Origin of the sequence: Haploplasma axanthum (genome assembly GCF_900660745.1) — a bacterium.
Lineage (GTDB): Bacteria > Bacillota_I > Bacilli_A > Acholeplasmatales > Acholeplasmataceae > Haploplasma > Haploplasma axanthum.
This window is the reverse complement of sequence record NZ_LR215048.1, coordinates 679208-703889: the sequence shown is the minus strand read 5'-3', so window position 1 is coordinate 703889 and position 24682 is coordinate 679208. Positions and strand designations below refer to the sequence as shown.

Genomic DNA, 24682 nt, shown 5'->3' with positions numbered 1-24682 from the left:
CACCTTTATTTCAAATTTGAAATACTAATATTTTTGAGTATTTTCAGAATATTTTCTATTTCTTTAGTATTAACTTTAAAAATCATTTCATTAGAGTATAAAGAGGCCATTTTTGTTTTTGTACCTCTTGATTTAACTCTTATTTTATATTCACCTGGCTCAGTTAAAAAGTTAAGTGAAAACTTGTTATCAGCAGTCAAATAACTTTTGCCATCAATATTGACATCATAGTAATCATTCCCTTCAACATGATCAAAGTGTAAATAATTCCTTTGATCAATATAAAAACCTTCTGGTGTCTTATTTTCTTCTCTAGTATCCGGGGTGTTAATCTCAATTGCTTTTGTTCCAATATCGCCTTTAACAATCAAAAAACCATTTGATATGCTTCTAATTCTTTTATCCGATAATTGATTTAATACACTGTAATTACGACTATTTCCTAACATAAGTGTTGATGAACCACCGCCATCAAAATTGTATGCTTGAACTGCACCATGAGTCTTCATAATATTGGCAAGTTCTAAATAGTTAACCCCTGCTCTACCATTAATAATATCTCTACCGTCAACCACAACTACAAATACCTCACCATTTTCTTTGATTCCAATAGCTGTTCTTGGATGTCTTGCCGTTCCCATTGATCCTGTTTCTCTAATTGTTATTTCACCATTAACAATTAATGAATAATTATAATACGTTCCAACAGCATATCTAACATCTTCAAAGTCTTTAACTTTAGCTTGAAAGATAATTGTATCTCCTTCTTCAACAATCTCTTTTAATTCTTTTGAAACTACTACAAAATTATTAGTTTCAACTTTAGTAGTATTTGCTTTTTTTACTTTTCCTTTTGCAAACTGATAATACTTCGAATTATTATTATTACTTGTTTGTCCTAAAGCTTGTTTTATATCTATTCCTTCAACTATAATTTTTTCATATACACTATCTATTTCATCTTTATAATTATCAAAAAGAATGGTAACATCTTCACTATTATTCGGGCGTTGATTAATATAATCTACTTTTACTCTTTTTTTAATTTCACCATCAATATTTAAAACTAAAATTTCATTTCCTTCATATTTAACTTCTTTAAAAGAAGAGCTTCCATCAGTTTTAACAGCTAAAACAACAGAATTATTTACCCTTCCTCGATATACCACTTCATAATCTACAATATGAAGATTACTCGGTTCACCAGTATCATTTATTGCGTAAAAATCACCATTAAATCCACCTAAAACTTCAATATTTGGATTTTCTTGTTCATAAACTTCTATCATTGAATTAAGTCCCATCATACCATAACCATTATTTTTAAATCCATTTACACTAACTAGATGAATTTTTTCTTTTTGGTTAATACCTAAATCTAAAAAATTATAATACTGCTCTGTGGTTATTTCACCTAATGTTAGCCTGCCATTAATACGCATATGAGTAAAATTATCAATATATTCTGTTTTTCTCTCATCTGCATCAAATCTGTAATACTCAAGTGCATCAATCTTATTTCCAAAAGAACTTGTTAAAAATATAGTACTTGAGAATATTAATAAAACTACAAATATAATTCTTTTCATTTTTTTCCTCCTCACTTTACATATTTAATTCTATATCGATATGTATACGCTTTCAATATTATCCTTATAATTTTCTATTTATAATCTTTTTTTACATACTTTGATTTTTTCTTTCAAAAAAAGCCCAAAAAATTTGGACTTGTTTTATTATTTATTAAAGAAAAAATCAAAAACTTTATTAATCTCACTTTGCCAATATTCCCAATTATGTGTTCCATTTTTCACTATGAAGTCATGGTTAACATTTCTTGAATTTAAAAACTTACTAAAAGAAAGATTATCTTCATATAAAAAATCTTCTGTCCCACAAGATAAGTAAATCTTTAAATCAAAACTTTTTTTAAATTCAACTACATTATATAAATTATTAATTGAATCATTTACTAATTCTTTTTTACTGCCAAATATTGATTTAAATAAGTCTTTTCTATTCTCATTCATATCATACATATTAACTATATCAACAACACTCGATATCCCTGCAACTTTAGAATAATTTTCTGGATTATTAAAAGCAATCTTTAATGCACCATAGCCTCCCATTGATAAACCTGCTATATAACTATTTTTCTTTGTTATTTTTATGTTAAACATATTTTTAATAATATTTGGCAATTCATATGCAATATAATCATAATATTTTTGCCCATATCCTGTATTAGTATAAAAACTATTATTTGCTTCTGGCATAATAACTGCCACTCTATTTTTTAATGCAATTTTTTCAACTGATGTATGACGTATGAAATCTAAATATCCACCATTAAATCCATGCAATAAAAACAAAACATTGATTTCTTCATTTTCTTTTATATCATCAGGCATAATTATCGTTACATTAGTTGAGAATTCTAAAGATTTACTATAAAAAAGTCCATTTATTAACGCCATAATATTTCTCCTAGAAAGGTTTTGTAGTATAAGCAATATTTGAATATTTTTCAAATACTACATCGTTTTTTATTGCAACATCATTACTTAACTCTGGTATTTCTTTTATTATTCCATCGTTATACTGTCTTGCTATTTCAATCATTTCATTTGCTCTTATTATTTGTGTCGCTAATCTTGATTGAATAATTTCAAATCCATTAAGTTTATATCGTTTATACCAAAAGGAACGATATATGTTGTTTAATCTTTTTAAGTGAAAGATCATTTTCTTGTATTCATTCTTAACATTAATTCTTTCGTTATTTAAATATGCTTGTAAGAACTTATATTTTGCTTTAATCTTATAAAAATTTATACTTGCTATTGTATATTCGAAATCAAATAAATCTTTATTCTTATATAAATTAACGAGTTTTCTTTGTTCTTTAATCAAATCCAAATACTTATTAATTTCATTTCCTGTTTGATTATTCAAGTATGGTGAAAAAAGAATTTCATCCCACAAAACTCCAACCTGACTAAATTTAGTATCATTAAGTTTTGTTCTCAAAAGTGAATCATCATATTCTTCTTTTACGATAAATTTATATACATCGTTTGATTTTTGATTTTTAATATTCGCTTTCACTGATAATTCAAATACCCCCAATAACGTTGTAATATGATTTCCATATGCACCATCATCCATCCATTGTGTTAGTATAAATTCATCAATATTCTTCTTTATTGCAGCATCCAAATGTTTCATTGCAGTATCATCAGTTTTTTTCTTATCATAAGTAAATCTTGTCCAAATCCATGTTCCAGATGCAAAAATTATATTTCGACTCAGTTTCAAATGATTTTCCAGCATTTTTGTTATTTTATCAAGATTGTTATTATAATAATCCCAATATACTAATTTTACATTTTCAGGAATTTTGCTAATAATCTCTTTTGTAAATTCAATTTCAGTATCATAATAATAATTTGTCTTACTATGAAATCTAAAGAACATATCAGACCATATTAAGATATCCTTAAATCCATTTTTAATCGCTAGATCATTCACTTTGTTTAGGTGTTCTAAAAACACGTTAATTGGTCTTTGATAACCATTTTTCTTATAATAATTACCAAATCCAAAGCCAAATGTTTCATCCAATCCAACATGTATTTTTGTAGTTTCAAAAATACTATATAAAACACTAAACATCTCATTAATTAGTTCATATGTTTCATCCAATCCAACAAGTAAGACATTTGATTGATCTTTATACTTTGAAGTTTGATACCAACTTAAAAATTGTTCCATATGTCCAAGTGTTTGAATTGTGGGAATAAGTTTTACCCCAAAAATTTTTGAGTACTTAACTATTTCTATTAATTCTTTTTTTGTATATTTGCCTCTATTGTATCCAAATATCGGATATTTTTCTAATTCATATACATCTTCCATATAAAGCCAAATTTCATTAACACCCATCATGGCTTTTTTTCTAATAAGCTCTTTAATATAATTAACATTAAAAACAGCCCCTCTAGATAAATCAATCATTGTTCCAAAAGTTTTAAAGTTATTTGTAAAGGAAATATGTTCATTATTAACAGAATAATATGTTAACAATAATAACCCTTCCGGGATGTTTTTATAATATAACTTTTGGTTTATAATTTTTGTCTCACTTGAAATTATCATCTCTTTTATATTATCGGCAAATTGATATCCATGCTTTCTAAGTTCATTAACTGCATTAATCATTTATTTCACACTTAACAGCGATGCCGCTTCTTTATCTAAATAAATCACAACATCATCATGGGTTTGAAGTATTGAAGCTGGTACATTTTTTGTAATGTTTTCTTCAATCATTTTTTTGATTATAGAAGCCTTATTATTTCCTGTTGCAACTAAAATAATTTTTTTTGCATTCATTATACTGCCAATCCCCATAGTGATTGCATGAGTAGGAACCTCGTCTATTGATTTGAAAAACCTCTCATTCGAATATCTTGTTTCTTTACTTAATGAAACAATCCTTGTTTTAGAATCAAATTGTGAGTCAGGTTCATTAAATCCTATATGTCCATTAGTACCTATTCCTAAAAGTTGAATATCTATTACATTTTCTTCTAATATTTTATTATAAATTCTAATTTCTTCATAATTATCTTTAGTATTGCCTCTTGGTATATTTGTGTTACTCATTTTAATATCAATATGATTAAATAAATTAGAATTCATGAAAGTTCTATAGCTTTGTTCATGGTTTTCATTAATTCCTATATATTCATCTAAATTAAACGTTTTAACATTTTGATATGACGTTCCGTTTAATTTATGATCAGCAACAAGTTTTGCATATAAAGGTACTGGTGTTCCACCTGTTGCTAAACCTAGTTTTAATGATGGATTACTTTTTATTTCCTTTATATAGAAAGAAGACAATCTTTCAAAGAGTGCCTCACTATTATCAAAAATATATATTTTCATATTATTACCTTTCATATTTAATTACACCGCCAACAATTGTCATATAAACATCTAAGTTTTTATCCAAAATAACTAAATCAGCATCCATTAATTCTGAAATATATCCTTTATTCTTTAATCCTAAATTTCTAGCTGGTGAAGTGGACGCCATATATATTGCATCAATTAAATCGACATTAGCAAACTTTATTACATTCTTTACAGCATCATTCATTTTTAAGATACTTCCTGCTAATGTTCCATCTTCAAGTCGTGCTTCCATTCCATTGACAAAAACAGTTTGTCCACCCAACTCTGATTTACCATCTGGTAAATATTTTGCTCTCATACTGTCAGTAATAAGAATCATTTTTTCTCTTCCCTTTTGTTTGTATAAAAGTTTTACGGCTTCTCTACTTACATGTATTCCATCACAAATAACTTCTGCGTAATAATCATCATATAATAACATTGATCCAACCACATTAATATCTCTATGATGTAATCTACTCATAGCATTGAAAGCATGTGTAAATCCTTTTACTCCATCATTTAATGCATTTTGAACTTCTTCATGTGTAGCATTTGTATGGGCAATAGAAGCTATAATGTTACTATTTCTACAGTATTTAATGAACTCATGGTCTTTATCTTTTTCTGGTGCTAAACTTACAAGTTTAATATTATAATTCGAATTCCATTTCTTGAAAATATCAAGGTTTGCTGGAATTATGTATTCAAAAGGTTGTGCACCTTTAAATACCTCATTGATAAAAGGACCTTCAAGATGTACACCTAATAGATTTGCTCCACTTAGTTTTTTGGGAACTAGATTCTTCACTGATTTATCAATATTATCAATACTTTGCGTCATTGTTGTTCCTAAAAACGAAGTTGTTCCTTCCGCCAATAAAGCAGTTGATATTTTTTCTAATGCCTCATTTGTTGCATCCATAAAATCATAACCAGCCGCTCCATGAATATGCTGATCAATAAATCCTGGAACTAAGTAATAATCTTCAAGTTCATATCCATCTAAATTACATGTTTTTCCAATCGACTCTATCTTTCCATCCTTAATTTTTAAACTGGTCATCAAAATTTCATTTTGAAAAACTATATTTATCTTTTTAAAATTCATTTTTCTCACCTATTTATTAACCTTGAATATAAATCCGGCTTTGCATCTAGTTTTATTACATTACAGTATTTAGAATAAAAACCTACAACTCTATCACTAACACCACCGATTATTGCATAACCATACCCATCTGATCTCATAGCATCTAAAGTTGTTAACAATAAGACTTGCCCAATATTCAGACCTCGATACTTTGGATTAACCCCTGTTGGTCCAAAATAACCTTTTGCTGTTGCATCATAACATGCAAATCCAACAATCTCACCATTATCTATTGCAACAAAGCATGAAGGATTTGATTTATAAATTCCCGCTTTAACCTCACTTGCCCAACCAATACTAAAATTTTCTTCTACAAACTCTACTAATTTATCTGCATTTGGTGATAATAATCTTTTAATTTTAAGTTCTTTATTTTTCAATTCAATCTTCGAATCTTTCAAATATTCTCTTTCATAAAGATTAACAACTAAATCGGCCATTATCTTTTCTCCTTATTTTATCTTTTGTAATGATTTACGTATATTCCCTTGATTCTCTTCTAACAATTCTTGGATTTTATCATATTCTTCAATATTAGACATAATTGCAAAAATTGCATATTTTACAGAATCATATTTTTTTAAATATTTCATTGCGACTTCGGCAGTCACACCAGTAATATCAACAATTATTCTTTGAGCACGTGATATTAGTTTTTCATTTGACATTTTGACATCAATCATCAAATTTTCATATACTTTCCCAATTTTTATCATTGATGATGTTGTCAGTATATTTGCAATCATTTTTTGTGCTGTTCCAGATTTCATTCTTGTTGATCCAGTAACAACTTCTGGTCCTGTAATTGCCTCAATTGGATATTTCGCTGCTTTTGCAACTAAGGAATTAACACTTGTTGTAATACATGCCGTTTTTACGCCTATTGAATTAGCGTATTCTAAAGCACCTATTACATAAGGTGTCCTACCACTTGCAGCTATTCCAATCAAAATATCTTTTTCAGACAGATTATGATTTTTTAAATCTTTAACTGCTTCTTTTTTTGAATCCTCTACACTTTCTACTGCAAATCTAAGCGCATGATCTCCCCCTGCAATTATCCCTACAACCATATCAGGTGAAACTCCATATGTTGGTGGACACTCACTTGCATCTAGAACTCCAAGTCTACCACTAGTTCCTGCGCCAATATATATTAATCTTCCACCTTTTTGAAATACTTCTGTAATTTGATCTACAACTGTAACAATTTGATCCATTGCTAATTCAACAGCATATGCAACTTTCTTATCTTCTTCATTAATAAGAGTAACAATTTCACGTGTTGTTAAAACATCAATATTCTTTGTTTTCTCATTTCTTGTTTCTGTCGTAATTTTACTAATATCAACCATTTTCATATATTTCACCTTCTAATATATTTTATACAAACTGTATTAGTTTTCCTTTCCAATATTATTAATTTTAATTGCAATATTATATGCACCATATACTGGTTCAATTTCTTTCGTATCAATCAAGTAATTAATTCTTAATTCTTTTAGTTCTTTAATAAATTTTTCTTTTACATATGGTGCATTTTTAAGAAAACCACCTCTTAACGCTATTTTAATTCTCTCATTACCCATTTTTTTATACGCACTATAAACCTGTTCTGCTAATAATTTACCTTCATTTTCTAATAAATCAATTGCTTTTTTATTGCCATTCAATGCCATTTTACTAATCAGTTTAGAAAAACCCGCAGTGTAATCCTTACTATGTCCATATACAAAAGATTTAATATCTTGTATATCTTCAATTTGAAGTAAATTCATAAACTCTTTAGAAAATGTACTTAATTCAGCATTTTTTTCATAATCATTGATTAAATATCTAATAGCTTCAATTACCAAATGATATGCCGATCCTTCATCGCCAATAATATGTCCAAATCCACCAACTCTAAAAACTCTTTCTTTATCATTCGCATATATAATACTTCCAGTTCCACCAACAACAATTAAAACATTTTCATTTTCTAGTCTTGAAATTGAATTTAAAGCTAAATAACCATCCGATTCTAATACAACTTTAGATTTATATTTATTACTTAAATATTCAATAAAAATGTTTTTCCCATCATTTGAATAGTCTCCTGCCGCCCCAATTACGATAGTATAATTATGTTCTTTTTCATATAGTTCATTTATCGCTTCTTCAATGTTCTTCATTGTTTCAATAGCATCAACACTAAAATTAGCAAACCCTTTTGTTACTCTTTTTACTTCATTACCTTTTTTATCCCAAAGAACAGCTAAGGTTTTTGTTCCTCCGCCATCAATTCCAATAATTAAATCATTCATATTTTATTGGTATCCTCCCATTTAAACTTATTTCCCCTTTCAAGTACTTACTTAACACTTTAATTGAGTTAGGTGTATATTCATATAAACAAACATAATTCATTATCGACTTCGTATAATACAAATCATAAGGATTTCTTAATGAAACGACATGAAAATCTTTCTTTAATTCACTTATACTTTCAATAAGATTTATTTGTCCTATATTAGTATTACTATTATATGTAGTAAAAATAATCTGATTATACTTGTTACATGTTGAAACTAATTCTTCAATCTGTTTATAATCCGGGTTAATATCCGCAATAATAACATCTAAATTTTTAATGTTGTATATAGGATTTAGTAATTTAGAAATTTTTATATCGTCATCTGCTATTGTTAACGCTCTTGGTATTATTCCGATGTATAAAGTTTTTTCCTTTAGATTAAAGGGGTTCCCTTTAACAAGTGTTATCGCATTTTCTACTAGACTATATGCCAACTTTTGATGTTCAGTATTTTCAATATTTTTTTTAACAGTTTCGTACTCATTATCAATATTTTTTATATTAATTTCCTTTTTGGCCTCTAAAACTCTTTTTACTCTTTCATCGATCTCATCAATTGTAATTCTTCCTTCTTCAACTGCTCTATATATTGTCTCAAATGTCTCATGTCTTGGTTCGTGACTGTGACATACACAAATCAAATTGATTCCTGCTTTAATCGCGAGTACACACGCTTCCTCAGTAGTATATTTATCAACGACACCTTTCATTCCCATCCCGTCAGATACAATCAAACCTTCAAATCCAAACTTTTCTCTAAGTAATCCAGTCATTATATCCTTACTTAACGTTGCTGGATACCCATCATTTGTTAGTTTTGTGAAATTAATATGCGTGCTCATAATTGCTTTTATACCATTATTAATCGCACTAATAAAAGGTTTAAATTCAATCTCATTTAAACGTTTTAAATCGTGATTAATAATTGGAAGCCCAAGATGTGAATCAATATTAGTATCTCCATGGCCAGGAAAATGTTTAGCTGTTGCAAAGACATTTTGCTCTTGTAATCCTTTCATAAAACTATTTGCATATTCAGATACAACATCAGGTTTATCAGAAAAACTTCTTACCCCTATAACTGGATTATTAGGATTATTATTAACATCATAGACAGGTGCAAGATTCATATTTATGCCAAGTGCATCCAATTCTATTCCCATTGCTTTTCCTACTTCATATGCATTATTAGGATTATTTGTTGCTGAAATAGTCATTGCACCTGGAAAGAAAGTTGCCCCATTAAAAATTCTAGTAACCATACCACCTTCTTGATCAATACTAATAAACATTGGGAAACCTATTTCCTCAATTGCTAATTTTTGAATATTTTTCGTTAGATTATATAATTGTTCTGGAGTTTTTATGTTTCTTGCAAATAAAATAACATTTCCTAATTTATATTTCTTCACCATATTAATTAAATCATCAGTAACTGTTGTCCCATCAAATCCAAACATCGCTAGCTGTCCTATTTTATCTCTCAATGTCATTTTTGATAAATCATATTTAATCATATAAACGATATCTCCTTCTTATTTTTTCGAATATTTCATCATCAACTTGAAACATTTCTTTTATTTCATCCAAGTTCTTCGTTTTGTCCTTAATATAATTACTACCTATATTTAGATTAATCATTGGTTCTCTTCCTTCACTGTATGGTTTATTGAATTTAAACTCTTCATGATTGTCTCTTATCAAAATTATTAGAATCATTCCAAAGTAAACAGGTCTAAATTTTTTAAAATCAGTAACAATGAATTCTATTCCATTACAAAGTTCATCTTTATATTTTGAAAATGTTGGTTTAAAATAAACTTCTCTAAAAACAACACCTTCAACATTAAATTCTCTTAACTTTCTAATTATTAACCTATTATTAAGCCAAGGAGCACCTATGAATGAAAATGGTTTAGTTGTTCCGCGTCCCTCTGATACATTTGTTCCCTCAAAAATACATGTTGATAAATAAATATACGCACTTTCTAATGTTGGTAGATTCGGTGAAGGTAAAATCCAGTTTCTATTTAAATCACTATATTCCATATCACTCTTCCAACCAAACATTGGTATTACATGAAGCTTAACTCCAATCTTGTATTCTTCATTAAATAATTGAGCAAGTTCCCCAATCGTTAAGCCATGACGCTGTGGAATTTCATAATATCCTATAAATGATCTATATTTTAAATCTAAAATATTCCCTTCAATTTTCCCACCTAATGGATTAGGTCTATCAAAAACAACAAACTCTTTATTCAACTCTTTTGCTGCAATCATCGAATATGCCATTGTATATATATATGTATAGAACCTTGCCCCTACATCTTGGATATCAAAACATAAAACATCAACTTCAGAAAGCATCTCTTTTGTTGGTTTTCTTGTTTCTCCATATAAAGAATATACTGTCAGGTTTGTTACTTCATCTATATATGTACTAAGTTTCTCACCAGCTTCAATATTTCCTCTAATCCCATGCTCAGGAGCAAATAATGCAGTTAATTTTACTTTTTCATTAAGAATGTCAACACTTGTTTTTAAATCTTTATCAACACCTGTTGGGTTTGTTATTAATCCAACTCTTTTATTTTTAAAAATATTAATAAATTCATCAATTCTTTCTATCCCTAGTTTCATTTTAATCCTCCATTAGTTTTTTTAAAAATAACCTTGGCTTACTTGTTATAATTACATTACTTAGTATTGGTAATGCGATTCCACAAAATACTAACAGTAATATTGTTGTTGATGTTAATAAAAGTAATCCAGGTGTAATTGCTATAATAACTAATAATATAGTTCTAACTATATACTTTCCTGCTAAATAGAAAGACAATTTAAATATATAATCAATATTTTTTTTATCAGACATTGTAAATGCTAGTGGAAAATAAAGTGATATCAATATAATTGTTACTCCCATCACTAAAGTTACAAAAAATCCTAAATACGCAATTATTTTAGGTTCAGTTCTTATCATATTTTGATAATGTAAATTACTTACAACAGCAATAACGATAAGAACCAATGTCATTGTCCCTAAAATAACTTTATTCCAAAAATCTTCTTTTAAATATTTAAAATATGCCTTAAATATATTTTCCTCATTTTTTTCTAAATAATCAGAAAAAAGTCTATATCCTGCTTGAAAAGCAGGTAATATTGTAATTATTAATAAAGATGTGGCTATTACTAAAAAGTTAATCAAAATAACTCTTAATACCCAATCTGATGCAGTATTTATTATTGTATGCATTTTCTTTTCTTTATATTCTTTTTTCATAATAACCACCTCTATTTAACCCACAATACCGGTTCTTTCAATTGATTCAACAAAATTCTTTTGAACAAATAAATACATTACTAATAATGGTAACATTGCAAGTAACGCTGCAACATTTAAAACTATTGTGTGATATTCAGCAATTCTTGAATAATCTGAACCCATTAGTATTACCATATCAGGTTTTAATAAAATTCCTCTAATATTCTCAACAAAGTTTGCCAACCCTGTACTTAGAAGTGGCATATGCTTTGAAGTTGATCCTATTTTCAACATACTTGTATAGTATGAATCATTCCATTGCCATACAAATGCAAACAATCCTACTGTTAAAATTGCTCCTTTAGCATTAGGTAGCATAATATTCCAAAAAGTTCTAAAGACACCTGCACCATCAACCATTGCTGATTCTTCTAGTTCTTTTGGAAGTCCTTCGAAGAAGCTTTTAAAAATATAAATAAAGATTCCTGATCTTATTCCCATTCCAAGTACTGCTAATAAATAAAGACCTTTTTCATCACCTGCAATTCCAAGATTTGCAAAGTAATTTGATCTTGACATCATAATAGCATTAGGTGGAATAATTATTGTTAATACCACAAAGAAAAACACAATACTTGAACCCTTAAACTTAAGTCTCGCAAATGCATAACCCGCAAGTGATGTAGAAATAATCTGGAAAATCATTGAAAGAAAACTAACTCTAAATGTATTCCAAAGGGCTGCACCATACTCAAGAGCTGCAGAAGCAACAATAAAGTTTTTAATTGACCACTTATCGGGTATATAAATCACTATAGGATTGTTCACTTGCGTAGGATCATGAAAACCCCAAATTATTTGTTGTGCTATAGGAAAAACGATTATAAATCCCAATCCTGCAATTAAAAGAAATCTAAAAACTGAAAGTAACAGTGATTTCACTTTATTTGATCTTCTTATTTTTTTTGATGGATTATTTAAATCATTAATAATCTCATCTTTATATTTTTTAACTTTATCTAGCAGTTTAACTTGCATAATGTGATTCCCCCCATTTTAAAGTCTTTGCTAACATACCTACAACTCCAATTATGAAGAGAACTACAAGAGTATAAATCCATGACATTGCTGATGTTAATCCGATATAATTTGATTGTCTTGCATTTAATGTAATTTGTATATAAGATGTTACAGATGATGTAAGGAATGAATCTACTAATACATAAATTAACACCGTTAATATATGTGGTGTAACATTTGGGAAAGTAATCAACCAAAACATTTCATATGTTGTTGCTCCTTCCATCTTTGCAGCTTCATATAGATGTGATGGAATTGATTGTATACTTGCAAGGAATAAAAGTATTGGTATACCCGATAATGTTACAATTGAAGTCATTCTGGATACTAGTCCTGTTAAAAATGTCACAGTACCTTCACCAAGTCCAGCATTTATAAGATAAAAATCTATATTAAACATTTTTTCATCAACTGCAGCTGCTGGTAAATTTAAATTACTCATTGCTTCTAATACTGTTGCTGAATTTAAAATTACTGGTATAAAAAATATTGCACGAGCAATTGCTCTCCCTTTAAATTCTGTATTAAGTAGTGTAGCCATTAATAAACTAAATATTACAATTACTGGTAGATTAACTACTGCATCTAATATTGTTGTTAATAATTCAACTTTAAAAAAAGTTCCTCCAATTGCATGTATATTAAAAACATCAATATAGTTCTTAAATGCAATACCACTAGTACTAATTCCTGAGTCACTAATTGTTACATTACTAAAACTATAGATTAAAGACTCTACTAATGGATATAAGAATAATAATACCAACCCAAAAAACCAAGGTGCAAGAAAGATAAATGCCCAAACTAGTTTTTGATTCTTATAACTAATAACTTTTTTATTTTTTTCGGTTTTTACATTCTTCATTATTCCACCACTTTCATGTAATTCATACCTTGAATGGTAATTCCCTCAACTTCAACTTGATGTGAGTTATAATTTATGATTATTTTTATGTTATTACTATATTTTGATTCATAAACGTTTTGACTTATCCTTCTATGTTCCAATAATTCTCCTTCGTGAATTTGAAGTTCAACCATTTCATTATATTGATTAGTAATTATTTCTAACCAATTTTTATAGTATGTTGAATAATACATATTGTATTTCGTGTTTAAAAGTTCCTCTGAACTTTTGTATGATAAAGTATATTTAATATTAGATCCTGTTTCTATTGCTTTTAGAAATTGAAAATCAATACTTCTTGATGTAGATAAATTCATACTCTCTGTCGTATAGTCAATAAATCCTGATAGCACCAATTGAGTAAGTGGTATCGAATAGTCAATTATTGAAAACAATGTCGAAGAAGTTGGTAAATCAATAATATAATCTGAATATGGAATTGCAAATCCAAGAGGATTTGAAATAACAAGACTCTTATCCATATTCTCTAGCAATTCTTTTTGTATATTCAATGAATCTTGTTTATATACTAAACCATTTTTACTATAACTACCCGCTAACGAATTTCCTATATAATCAAAGCTTAAATTTTTGAAAAGATTCTCTTTATTAAATCTCTTATAAATTTCTTCGTAATATATTGGATTTAAAACATAATTATGATTATATTCCTTCCCAAATACTCCTGTTGCGGGACTATACTCATGAACTCTTGAACTATCACCTGAAACTCTTTTTGCAGTATATTTATAACTATCAAAAGGTTTTTCATATTTATTTACTGTAGATACATCAGAATTTATATAGATATTAATTCCTTTACTCTCAAGTTCTTTTTCGAGCTTTTTATATTGCTTTTTTCCCCCAAGAACATTTTCAATTTTCGCTTTATTTGAAATATTTGGAGTAAGTCCACCATTAATTGCACCTTTATATAAAATATTAATATTATTAACATTCTTGCTCAAAAATTGATTAACTATCATTCCCGCTTCTTTAAAAGTTGTTAAAGATTTTTGTTTTGTATAGGGAATGCCTAAGAAGAAATTCTTTTCATCATATGCTCCTAAAAATTCTAATGTAATCATTGGATTTTTACTAGTGTCATTCTTTTGTAGATTTTTATAGTCTATTAAATATTTTTGATAAGATTTTGCAATCCCACTATAAGAACTATTTGTTTCATCTAAAAAATAATATGAAATACTATAATCAGTTTGAACCTTATCGTTTGTGACTAAAAGTATGCTATATGTTGTTGCTCCTGATCCCATTGTTACTGCTTCTACTTCTCTAACATTAAATGATGCATAGACCATATTGTATGTATCATCATTTGACGACACATTAGCGTTAACAGAAGCCATTGCATCACCATTTGATATAATTGCTGCAAAACCTGAATTCTTTTTAACCAATCCATATATAGGAAATATTAGTTTCTCTCTATTTATTTCAGTATATGGTAACATAGCCAAATCTGAACCATAAACTCTTCCCTTATATGCATTAGTTGCACCGCCCTTGCCATTATTAAAATTAATGATTGCCCCACTTCCATCTGGAACAAAAAGATATCCATCATTTCCAAGATTAGAAGCTTCACTATATGTCACCGCTCCAAATAAAGGATATGCTGTAATCTCTGTTATTTTATGAGCTGATGATTCTTTAATTGAATTATTTAATATTGACATCTTAATACCTTCGTTTGTAAGTTTAACTTCAACTGCAACTTCAAAATAAAAGTCTGGAATACTGCCAAGATAATTATTTTGTTCATTCTCTTGTTTTACTCTTTCAGGAGTATAAACACCTAATGATTCAATCAAATCTTCTTTATTTACTGGATAAAATATATTGTAGAATGTTGATATATCAAATGCGTTCATACCAACATAATTTGATTCTGGAATTTGATATTTATCATTAGAATAAGTGTACATTCTTTGAAACAAACTATACTCATCATAACTACTTGCACTATCATCTACTCTTCCTTTTAAAATACTAAGTGCATTTTCATATACATCTTTATCTAAAAATCTAGGTATATATAAATAATTAATATTTAAACTTTTTATTTCATACAAAACTTGAAATCCATTTTCAACATAGTTTACAGAAAAGGTCTTTCTACCTTTTTCATTATAATTTATTGATTCATCATGATTAATACTTAATTTATAATTGTTTACAGATTTTGCAGTATTATTTGCACCGCTAGATTCCAAATAGTTAATTGTAATTGTCGACTTTTGATTATCATTTTTTGAATCAATTGGATTTGAATACCATTTTTCTTTTGTTTTACTATTTTCAACATAGAAATATGATGTAGTCTCATCAAAATATAATTGATATGTTCCATTATCTGCAACTTTCTTATTCTTATCAGTTAAAACGTCTTCATATTGAAGATTACCATTATCTATTTTTTCAGTTTGAACTTTTATAAAATCCTCTTTATTAAACTCCATTAAATCTTCATTAACATATTTTGTTTTTGGCATTGGAAATGCAAATAAATATGTTGATGTAATTATAAGAATTCCAAATATTAGACTTGCTATGATTAACTTTTTTTTCATTTGTTCTCCTCCTTATAATCGAAGATTAATTTCTTGCCATAATATTTTTATAAAAGATATAATTTGTTGAATTAAATCAAAAAACAATATTGCAAAGAAAATCATTACTGCCATTGCAACAGCAGTTAATATAAATGCTCCAATAGTTTTTCCTAAACCGTACTCATGAACATTAAGTATTCCCATAAATAGTAACCATGCAGTTGCAAGATATGAAAATCCAATCACTAAATTATATATTGCCATTTCATCTTTAGTTAATAAATTTGAAATAAAAACAAATGGTATTCCAATAATTACAATTGGAAAAAGAGAATATCCTGTAACTGTAAAGATTTCTTTGAAATTTCCTTTACCTTCCATTAGTGTTGTAACAGCCCAATTTGCAATTGAAAATACTAAAACCATCAAAATAACTGTAACAATTTCTTTAATTGTGTTTAGATTTAAGGGATTAACAGTTGAAACTATTGGAGATTCATATGAAAACTTTATTATTCTAAATAAAACATATAAGAAAACATAGACAATAGCAACCGATAATTTACCTTTTTTATATTTCTTAAAATCATAAAATCCATCAAAAGGGTGGGTAAGCAAATACTTAGGAAATTTTATATAATTCTCATATGTTTTTTTGAATTTTTCTTTCATTTATTTTCCCCCTTTTTAAATATTTTATCTCTTTTTTTATATACTATGCTTCCTACTACTAAAACTGCAATGCCCGTTACCATTACTGAAAAATATTTTTTTATTATTTGATTTCGATAACTTTTAAATGCTTTAGAATAATAATATGAATCATGTCCTTTTTCAAAATTTTGCATTGCTATTTTATAATTTTTTTGACGTAATTCATTTTTTCCAATCCCATTGTATGCAACTTCATAATTAGTATTAAGAATTAACACTTTTTCCCATAGTTTTGATGCTTCTTCAAATTTTCCAATAGAGTGTAATTCTATTGCATCGTTAACAGTTTTTCCGAATTCAGTTAATCTTAAAACTACTATTTTTGTTGCTCTTTGATCCCCATCTAAAACTAAAATATCATCGCCAAAGTAATCAATAGCAACAGGCTTTTCTAACTTATCACTTTGCGTATTAGTTCCTTCGCTAGATGAACCATTGATATATAGCAGATTTCCTTCTTGATCGTATGTAAATAGTTTTGATCTTTGTTCATCTAAAACAGTGTATATTCCATTCTTTGTATAAGCTACATCAACAAGTTTTGAAGGTCCTACTTTACTTGTATATTTATCAACTTGTTTTAAAAACTCTACATCACCCATTGGAACATGATAACCATTTCTTTTTAAAACATCAACACCTTTAGGATTAATCAATTGAATCATTTTTTCATTATTATTCTCTGTTGGTTTTGCTGTTGCAAAGATAAAACCTTTTTCATTAACATTAACATTTGTATAAGAAGTTGATAAAGCTAAGTCAAGTTTTTTTCTTTGTTCCTCAGTCATAAGTGAGCGTCTTAACATTTCAAATGGTGAATGTTTGATTGTATTTGTACCTAAAAATCTATTAAAACTTCCATCAACATCTAACTCAATAATACCTTCATATGCATTATCTACTGCTACATACATACGCCCTGAACTATCTACACTAATTTTTCTAGGTTCATAGACCATTTGTTCACTGATCTTTTCTTGCTCATAAAAAATATCTATTATTTGATATTCAAAATTAAGTTTTACAATTCTTTTATTTTTAGAATCTGCTATATATATTGCATCTTCTTTAACATCTATTCCAGTCGGTGTATCTAAAGTCTTTGATATGTATCTATTCATCAAAATTTGATCATCAGCCATATCAGTTTTTATTAACTTTAGTTTATCTAAAAATTCATCTGCATATTCAAATTCTTGTATATCTTCAACTAATTGATATTCTTTATTTATAATTAATAGTTTTCCACCATTATTAGTTTGAGCAACCATATAGATTTCTTCTTGATAAACATACAAATCATGTGGTGTACCAATTGAAGTACCTAATGTTTGACCATTTATATATGTTTGAAAAGTCATACCTGGGCTTGAGCTTATTACTTCACCATAATATGAATAATTATATGGTTTAGATCCCATTAAAAGTGGAATTATAATTAATAGCGCAATTATAATTATTTTCTTTTTCATTATTTTCTTCCTCCTATTTCATACCAGAATGACTGAATGTTTCAACTATTCTTGATTGAGAAATAATGAAGAATGTTATTGGTACAATCATCATTATGAATGAAACAGCAGCAATCGTTCCACTTCTTTCAATTGAACCTTGTGCTATTTGTCGTAGTGCATATGATAATGGTTTTAATTCTTCACTAAAGATAAATGCCCCACCATCAGTTGTCCATAGTCTTTGAAATAATAGAATAATTAAAGTTAGCCAAGCGGGTTTAACAAGTGGCATAACAATTTGGAAGAAAATTCTATATTCACTTGCTCCATCAATTTTTGCTGATTCTATTAGTTCCATTGGTATTTGTTCCATAAATTGTTTCATCAGATATAATCCTAAACTAGCTGCTATTGCAGGAAGAATGATGGCTGCATAAGTATCAACAAGTCCCAAAGATGATATTATAATGTAATTTGGAATTGCTGTTACTTGTGGTGCAAACATCAAAGAATATACTACAAGACCGAACAAAAAATTTCTTCCAGGAAATTTATATTTTGCTAATGGATAAGCTGCCATTGATGCTATTAAAACATGTCCTGCAGTTCCAACTACTGTAATTATTATTGTGTTAAAAAAGTATCTAGAAAATGGTATCCATGAGCTTGCAATCAAACTTGATAAATCCCTAAAATTGTCAAATGTTACATTCTTAGGTATTAGACTAGGTGGAAATAAAAACAATTCATCTAAAGGTTTAAAAGCATTTGAAGTAGTCATTATAAGTGGATAAGCTGAAAATGCTCCAAACACTAATAGGAATAAGAATAGTGCAAAATTACCAAGTTTAGAACGATTAAGTTTTTTCTTCTTTTTATACTTTATTTTCTCTAAAAAAGTAAGCTTATTTTCTTTTAGTGTTTGCATCTTATTCACCTACCTTCTTTAAGACTGATCTTACGAGCATATTTGCAAGAATCATTATAAAAAATAATACGGTTGCAATTGCTGATGCATATCCAAGATCAAATCTTAGTGTTCCATAATCCATTAAATGTGTAACAATAGTGTGTCCTTCGTATCCTGTCGATGGAAATCCAAGTAATTGCATCGATACTTCTGCAATTGCTAAACTTGTGGTTATTTGCATTACAGCACCAAATAATAATTGTGGTTTCATTGATGGTAATGTTATATACCATAATTCTTGCCATCTATTCTTTACACCGTCAATAGCTCCTGCTTCATATAATGTTCTATCAACATTTTGAAGACCTGCAATAAATGCTAGAAAACTAACTCCTAAACTTAACCAAAGCTGAACAATGATTAAAACAATCATCATATATTTTTGATCTGTAAGCCATTGAATTGGGGTATCAATAATGCCCAAATTCATAAATATTGCATTAGCATATCCATGAACATCACCAGAAAAAATGATTAACCATATAAGAAAGGCACTTCCTGAAATTGATGGAACATAGAAAATAACTGTCATGAATGCCCGTAGTTTAGGTCCTAACTCATTAATCAGCCATGCAAATATAAATGCAGCTAAATAACTAACCGGTCCCGTTACAATTGCTAAAATAAAAGTATTTTTTAGTGCAATTATAAATACATCATCATCTAAAAATAAGTTCATATAATTATCAAATCCCACAAACTTAGGACTTTCTAATAAATTAAAGTATGTGAAACTAATCCCCATTGACATTAATACTGGTATAACAGTAAATGCAAAGAATAGAATAAAGTATGGAGCAAGTAATATGTAATTATGTTTATTTTGTTTTATTTCTTTAACTAAATGTTGTCTTTTAGTTAATGGCGCTTTTGTCGTTTTTTCAATTTGCATATTATCCTCCTAATTCAAATTAAATTCTTTACGTTTTTTATTTATTTCTTCGTTAATAATTTGAACATAATCATATATAACTTCTCGCGGATTTGCAGTTTCATTAATTACCATTCTAAACGCGTTATCCAAATGTCTACCTGTCATATATGATCCTGGAACTTCAGGTATTCCTCGTACCCATGACCATTGTTCTTTTAAAACCTCAAGTTCATTACGTTTCCATGGTAGACTTTCAAATGCTTCAACATTTGCTGTCGGGTATCTTGCAGCAGCACCTAAAATACCTTCCATTTCGCGTCCAAATCTAACTTGTGTATCTGTAGATGTCCACCACTTTAAAAATTCCCATGATGCATCTTTTTTACTCGAATTGTTCAAAATCATTGCTCCAGTATTAGTTGAAACTGTATCTCTTCTAATCTGTTTTTCACCATTCTCATCAATATATTCAGTACCAGGCACTGGTAAAAATCCCCATTTTCCTCGTATTTCAGGAGCAAAAACACTTAATGTATTATAAGTATTGTAATATGTAATACCTAATGGCATTTGTCCACTTCTAAATCTATTTGCAAAATTAGCTTCAACTGGAAAAGAATAATCAGTATAAAACTGAGTCCAAGTCTCAAATACTTCTGGACCTAATCCCTCATTAAATCCACTTTCTGTATTATTGTTAATATAGAAGCTTCCTCCATTTTGATAAAACATAGTTGAGAATATCGGATTTGGTGGTAGATTAACAACTGCACCTTGTGTTCTTGGAACTGGTAAGAAGAATTCTAAATTATATTTTTGTAAATCAGGAATCATTTTAATAACATCTTGCCATGTATTTGGAACATTCAATCCAAGTTCATCAAAAATATCAGTTCTATAAAACATCATCATAAATATTTCTTGTTCTGGAAGTGCATAAGTACCATCACCAAATTCAAATGATTCATAAGCACTTCTATTAAATCTTTTAATAATATCTTTAAAATCACTAAATTTTGTTAAATCATAACTTGCATTTCTAAGTGCATAATTTACAGGAACATTAGTTCCTACTCCCATTGCAACATCTGGTCCTTTTCCAGAGGAAGTTGCAGGTAATAATGATGCACTACTTACTAGTTTTAAATCAACTTGTATGTCATGCATTGGTGTAAATTTTTCATCAATAAGTTTTCTCAAAATATTTGCTTGATCTTTACCAACTGTGAGCCATACATTTATTGTTTCATTTGCATCTTTAGTTGTTTTTCCAACTGATGAATAATCTGTAGTAAATGATGCAAAGAATGCTCTAATACTAAAAAACATTTGTTTAAATATATTTACAGAATTTTTAGGTAGTTTCCCATCACTACCATGAACTGCTATGTAATCAAGCTCAAGTGGCTGATCACTCAATAGAATAATAAGTGTCCCAAGCGATGATACATTATTATTGAATGTTGTTAGTTTTTTATGGATTTGACTTGGTTTCTTTAAAAAATCTTCAATTTGTAAAATTATAGTATCCAAAATACCTGTTTTTTCACTTTTCGAACCAGATATTTCGATTATTTTATCTCTTATCTTGTGTAGTTCTTCCAATTCTGCATTTAATCTTGAAATTAGATTTGGAACTCTTGTTGTTAACTGATAGTCTCTATTTGGATCAGGTTCTGGTCCTGTAAAAACAAGTATTTCACGATAAATTTTACTTAAATTTGAAATAACATTTTCAATTTGAGCAATCTTTGGTCCATATGATCCTAACGATGTTTCCATAGAAAATTCATATTCTTTTCCAGCTTCAAAGTAAAATTTAAACGCCTCTTTATCTGTTCCAAGCGTTTGTATTCTCCAGGAACTATTAAATTTAAACGTATAATTTTCTAATTCTTTAAAAGGAATTTCATTATTAATATATATGTTTCTAGTCACAACCATTCCAGTTGCAAGATTTTGTCTAACTCTTAAACTAACATTATATAGACCAGACTTTTCAACACTTAAATTCCAAGTGATTCTATCACCAGAAATTCTCCAATTATCTCCACCTATAATATTTAATTTTATATATTTTGGGTCTGTTGGTGATGTTGAAGCACCAGTATCATTTAATGGATATAATGTGGGTGATGTTGTATTTTTCAGATTTTCTGCTTCAAATAACTTAACATTTTCATTTATTAACTCATATTTTTTTCTTCATAACTTTTTTTCAAATCTTCGTATGTCTTCAATTCTTCAATTGATTCTATTATTAAGTTTTTAATAACCATGGGTTGACTTAAGCTTCTTAAAGTTATTGTATTTTCACCCTGTTTAAAATAGAAAGCATACTTACCATTAACATAACCAACAGAGTCTTTAAAATAACTCTTAATCCAATTTGGTTTTTCAACTTGACTTGGTCTAATATCATTACCATACAAATCTTGTTTTATTTCAGTTTCACTTCCCCATAAGCGATGTAAAACTAAATTTTCAGCTCCATTAAAAGGAATTTCATCATTAATTAGTAACGTTCTTTCAATATTCGAACCATTACCTTCATACGGATAATAATTAATACCGATATTATAATATCCATCTTTTTCAACATTAAAACTCCATATAATATCTCCTTCATCAGAAGTTAAAATAACATCATTTTCTCCTTCAAACTTTGACAATATTTCTATATCCGATGTTGCATCAGTAAAATTTTTGCCTTCAATTAAAATCTCTTCATTTGCAGGATACTTCATATCATATTTTTTTATATAGTGATAATAATCACTTGAACTACTATTTTCAAAACTTGAAAAATCAATATCCTCTTTATTCACAATGTTTTGTTTAAGATAATTTTTTGATGAGTTATCTATTATATTTTTAACGGTTGCAAAAACAAAAAAAGTAACCAATATTGATAGTGTAATTATTATAATCTTTTTCATTTCAGCACTCCTCTTTAATAATTCCTCCCCAAACACTTTGGAGAGGAATTGAATATGTTCTTATTTATTTTTTTGCAAAAAATGAATCTAATGCTTCTTGATATATAGGCGCAATTGATTCAACTGCAGATCTTGGTTCTTTACCATCTGTACCTTTAATTGCCGCACCGATTGTACTTCTCCATCCCCCATCACCATAAGCACTTATTCCTAAATCATCAACTAGCTCCAAGTAAACATTGTTGTATACTGATAAAAATGCATTTACGTATTTATCATTACCACCGAAATTACTTCTAAGTTTTGCACTAAATTCTCTTTCTTGGAATTCAGGTGTTTTCCATAATTGTAGTGCATTCCAAACTTGAAATGCTAGCTTTTGTCTTTCTTTATCTTCACTATTAGCGACATTATATACTGCTTCACCTGAAACATATGTTATATATTCGCCACCTTTGCTTTTAAAACTATCACTAACTGGATAAGGAACATAACCTAAATCAAAACTTAATCCTTTCCATCTGTTATCTGCATTTAAAAACCAAAATGCACCTGGATGCATTAATACACGTCCACTATTCCATTCAGCACTTCCAGTATCATATTCACCTTTAGGTTCAAATAATTGATTATTCCACAATTCTTGCATGAACGCATACGTTTCTAGTGCTGGTGCCTGTGTAAATGCAACTCTTTTTGTTTCTTTATTAATCAATGTTCCTCCATTTAATGGGATAAGTGATTGAGTCCATATAGGTAACATACCGCCAAGTACATACTGTTCATTGCTTGCTTCTTTACTCATTTTCGCTTGAGCTTGTTCTGCCCATTCTTTAAACTTGCTCCATGTCCATTCACCTCTTATGAATATGTCAACAGGATTTTCAATATCTTTATCTCTAAGTAAATTTTCATTAAAATATAGACCTAATTGTCCAGTAGCTTTTTCAGGAAAGAAAGAATATAATTTTTCATTATAACTACCTATTTCATAAACAGTTTGATCAATATTGCTTCCATATTCTTGCATCCACTCATCAACTGGAGAAATAGCATATGAATCTGCTAATCTACTTGTCCAACTTGTTGTTGTCCAATATATATCGGCTAATGGTTTCTTTGCTTGATATGCTTCAATTATTGCATTAACTCTTGCTGGTCCCCATCCCGCATTGCTTGGATATGGTTTATATTCAATTTTTATATTAAATTCTTCTTCAACTTTTCTTTGCAATGCTTGCTTCTCTTCACGATCTGATCTTGTACTGTAATCAATATGGAATGGATCAACTTCACCAACTGATCCATGCATTATTACAATTGTCTTTACTTCCTCTTCTTTTCTACAAGAAACAGCAACAACACTAATTAAAATTATTACTAAAATTGATACTATTTTTTTCATATTTGAATCCTCCCTTTTATC

General features: G+C 28.3%; 21 protein-coding genes. All 21 read right to left on the bottom strand.

The genetic code is table 11. The features are described from left to right. Window positions 1-5: 5 nt before the first annotated feature. The gene (locus EXC62_RS03320) at window positions 6-1589 is read right to left on the bottom strand and encodes a phosphodiester glycosidase family protein (RefSeq protein WP_026390367.1); all 1584 of its coding nucleotides are present in this window, start codon (window positions 1587-1589) and stop codon (window positions 6-8) included. A 147-nt stretch (window positions 1590-1736) separates the two neighbouring features. Beyond that, complete coding sequence (locus EXC62_RS03315) at window positions 1737-2480, bottom strand: alpha/beta hydrolase (RefSeq protein WP_026390368.1); 744 nt, start codon at window positions 2478-2480, stop codon at window positions 1737-1739. A gap of 10 nt (window positions 2481-2490) precedes the next feature. Continuing rightward, the gene (locus tag EXC62_RS03310; RefSeq protein WP_052589817.1) at window positions 2491-4224 is read right to left on the bottom strand and encodes a family 20 glycosylhydrolase; all 1734 of its coding nucleotides are present in this window, start codon (window positions 4222-4224) and stop codon (window positions 2491-2493) included. After that, window positions 4225-4971: a glucosamine-6-phosphate deaminase gene (nagB, locus tag EXC62_RS03305; RefSeq protein WP_232034258.1), complete on the bottom strand. Its 747-nt coding sequence runs from the start codon at window positions 4969-4971 to the stop codon at window positions 4225-4227. Beyond that, window positions 4961-6076, bottom strand: a complete 1116-nt coding sequence (nagA, locus tag EXC62_RS03300) for an N-acetylglucosamine-6-phosphate deacetylase (RefSeq protein WP_035375672.1) — start codon at window positions 6074-6076, stop codon at window positions 4961-4963. Before nagA ends, nagB begins: the two co-directional genes overlap by 11 nt. Window positions 6077-6081: 5 nt before the next feature. Continuing rightward, on the bottom strand, window positions 6082-6558 hold the full coding sequence (locus EXC62_RS03295) for a GNAT family N-acetyltransferase (protein WP_162140163.1): 477 nt from the start codon (window positions 6556-6558) through the stop codon (window positions 6082-6084). Between the two features lie 12 nt (window positions 6559-6570). After that, the gene (gene murQ / locus EXC62_RS03290; protein WP_026390372.1) at window positions 6571-7479 is read right to left on the bottom strand and encodes an N-acetylmuramic acid 6-phosphate etherase; all 909 of its coding nucleotides are present in this window, start codon (window positions 7477-7479) and stop codon (window positions 6571-6573) included. Window positions 7480-7515: 36 nt separating this feature from the next. Then, entirely contained in the window at window positions 7516-8424 is a 909-nt protein-coding gene (locus EXC62_RS03285; RefSeq protein ID WP_026390373.1) for a BadF/BadG/BcrA/BcrD ATPase family protein, read from the bottom strand. Then, window positions 8417-9991 carry a beta-N-acetylhexosaminidase gene (gene nagZ / locus EXC62_RS03280; RefSeq protein WP_162140164.1) on the bottom strand — a complete coding sequence of 525 codons (1575 nt, stop codon included), beginning with the start codon at window positions 9989-9991 and terminating at the stop codon, window positions 8417-8419. The genes EXC62_RS03285 and nagZ overlap by 8 nt, the downstream gene beginning before the upstream one ends. After that, window positions 9984-11117, bottom strand: coding sequence for an exo-beta-N-acetylmuramidase NamZ family protein (locus tag EXC62_RS03275; protein WP_035375673.1), 1134 nt, complete (start codon window positions 11115-11117; stop codon window positions 9984-9986). The genes nagZ and EXC62_RS03275 overlap by 8 nt, the downstream gene beginning before the upstream one ends. A gap of 1 nt (window position 11118) precedes the next feature. Next, complete coding sequence (locus EXC62_RS03270; RefSeq protein WP_026390375.1) at window positions 11119-11763, bottom strand: YesL family protein; 645 nt, start codon at window positions 11761-11763, stop codon at window positions 11119-11121. Between the two features lie 15 nt (window positions 11764-11778). Then, the gene (locus tag EXC62_RS03265; protein ID WP_052589822.1) at window positions 11779-12783 is read right to left on the bottom strand and encodes a carbohydrate ABC transporter permease; all 1005 of its coding nucleotides are present in this window, start codon (window positions 12781-12783) and stop codon (window positions 11779-11781) included. Then, window positions 12773-13690, bottom strand: coding sequence for a carbohydrate ABC transporter permease (locus EXC62_RS03260; protein ID WP_026390377.1), 918 nt, complete (start codon window positions 13688-13690; stop codon window positions 12773-12775). The genes EXC62_RS03265 and EXC62_RS03260 overlap by 11 nt, the downstream gene beginning before the upstream one ends. Further along, a complete protein-coding gene (locus EXC62_RS03255) occupies window positions 13690-16323 on the bottom strand; it encodes a DUF5696 domain-containing protein (protein WP_026390378.1) in 2634 nt (877 codons plus the stop codon). The genes EXC62_RS03260 and EXC62_RS03255 overlap by 1 nt, the downstream gene beginning before the upstream one ends. Window positions 16324-16335: 12 nt before the next feature. Continuing rightward, a complete protein-coding gene (locus EXC62_RS03250; RefSeq protein WP_035375674.1) occupies window positions 16336-16977 on the bottom strand; it encodes a Yip1 family protein in 642 nt (213 codons plus the stop codon). Beyond that, complete coding sequence (locus EXC62_RS03245; protein WP_162140165.1) at window positions 16974-18491, bottom strand: NHL repeat-containing protein; 1518 nt, start codon at window positions 18489-18491, stop codon at window positions 16974-16976. The genes EXC62_RS03250 and EXC62_RS03245 overlap by 4 nt, the downstream gene beginning before the upstream one ends. A gap of 13 nt (window positions 18492-18504) precedes the next feature. Continuing rightward, window positions 18505-19401 carry a carbohydrate ABC transporter permease gene (locus tag EXC62_RS03240; protein ID WP_052589825.1) on the bottom strand — a complete coding sequence of 299 codons (897 nt, stop codon included), beginning with the start codon at window positions 19399-19401 and terminating at the stop codon, window positions 18505-18507. A 1-nt stretch (window position 19402) separates the two neighbouring features. Beyond that, window positions 19403-20335, bottom strand: a complete 933-nt coding sequence (locus EXC62_RS03235; RefSeq protein WP_026390382.1) for a carbohydrate ABC transporter permease — start codon at window positions 20333-20335, stop codon at window positions 19403-19405. A 9-nt stretch (window positions 20336-20344) separates the two neighbouring features. Then, on the bottom strand, window positions 20345-22255 hold the full coding sequence (locus EXC62_RS03230; protein ID WP_162849131.1) for an extracellular solute-binding protein: 1911 nt from the start codon (window positions 22253-22255) through the stop codon (window positions 20345-20347). Window positions 22256-22503: 248 nt separating this feature from the next. Beyond that, the gene (locus tag EXC62_RS03225) at window positions 22504-23256 is read right to left on the bottom strand and encodes a carbohydrate-binding protein (RefSeq protein WP_129747468.1); all 753 of its coding nucleotides are present in this window, start codon (window positions 23254-23256) and stop codon (window positions 22504-22506) included. 64 nt (window positions 23257-23320) lie between these two features. Further along, window positions 23321-24661, bottom strand: coding sequence for an ABC transporter substrate-binding protein (locus EXC62_RS03220; protein ID WP_026390384.1), 1341 nt, complete (start codon window positions 24659-24661; stop codon window positions 23321-23323). Window positions 24662-24682 lie beyond the last annotated feature (21 nt).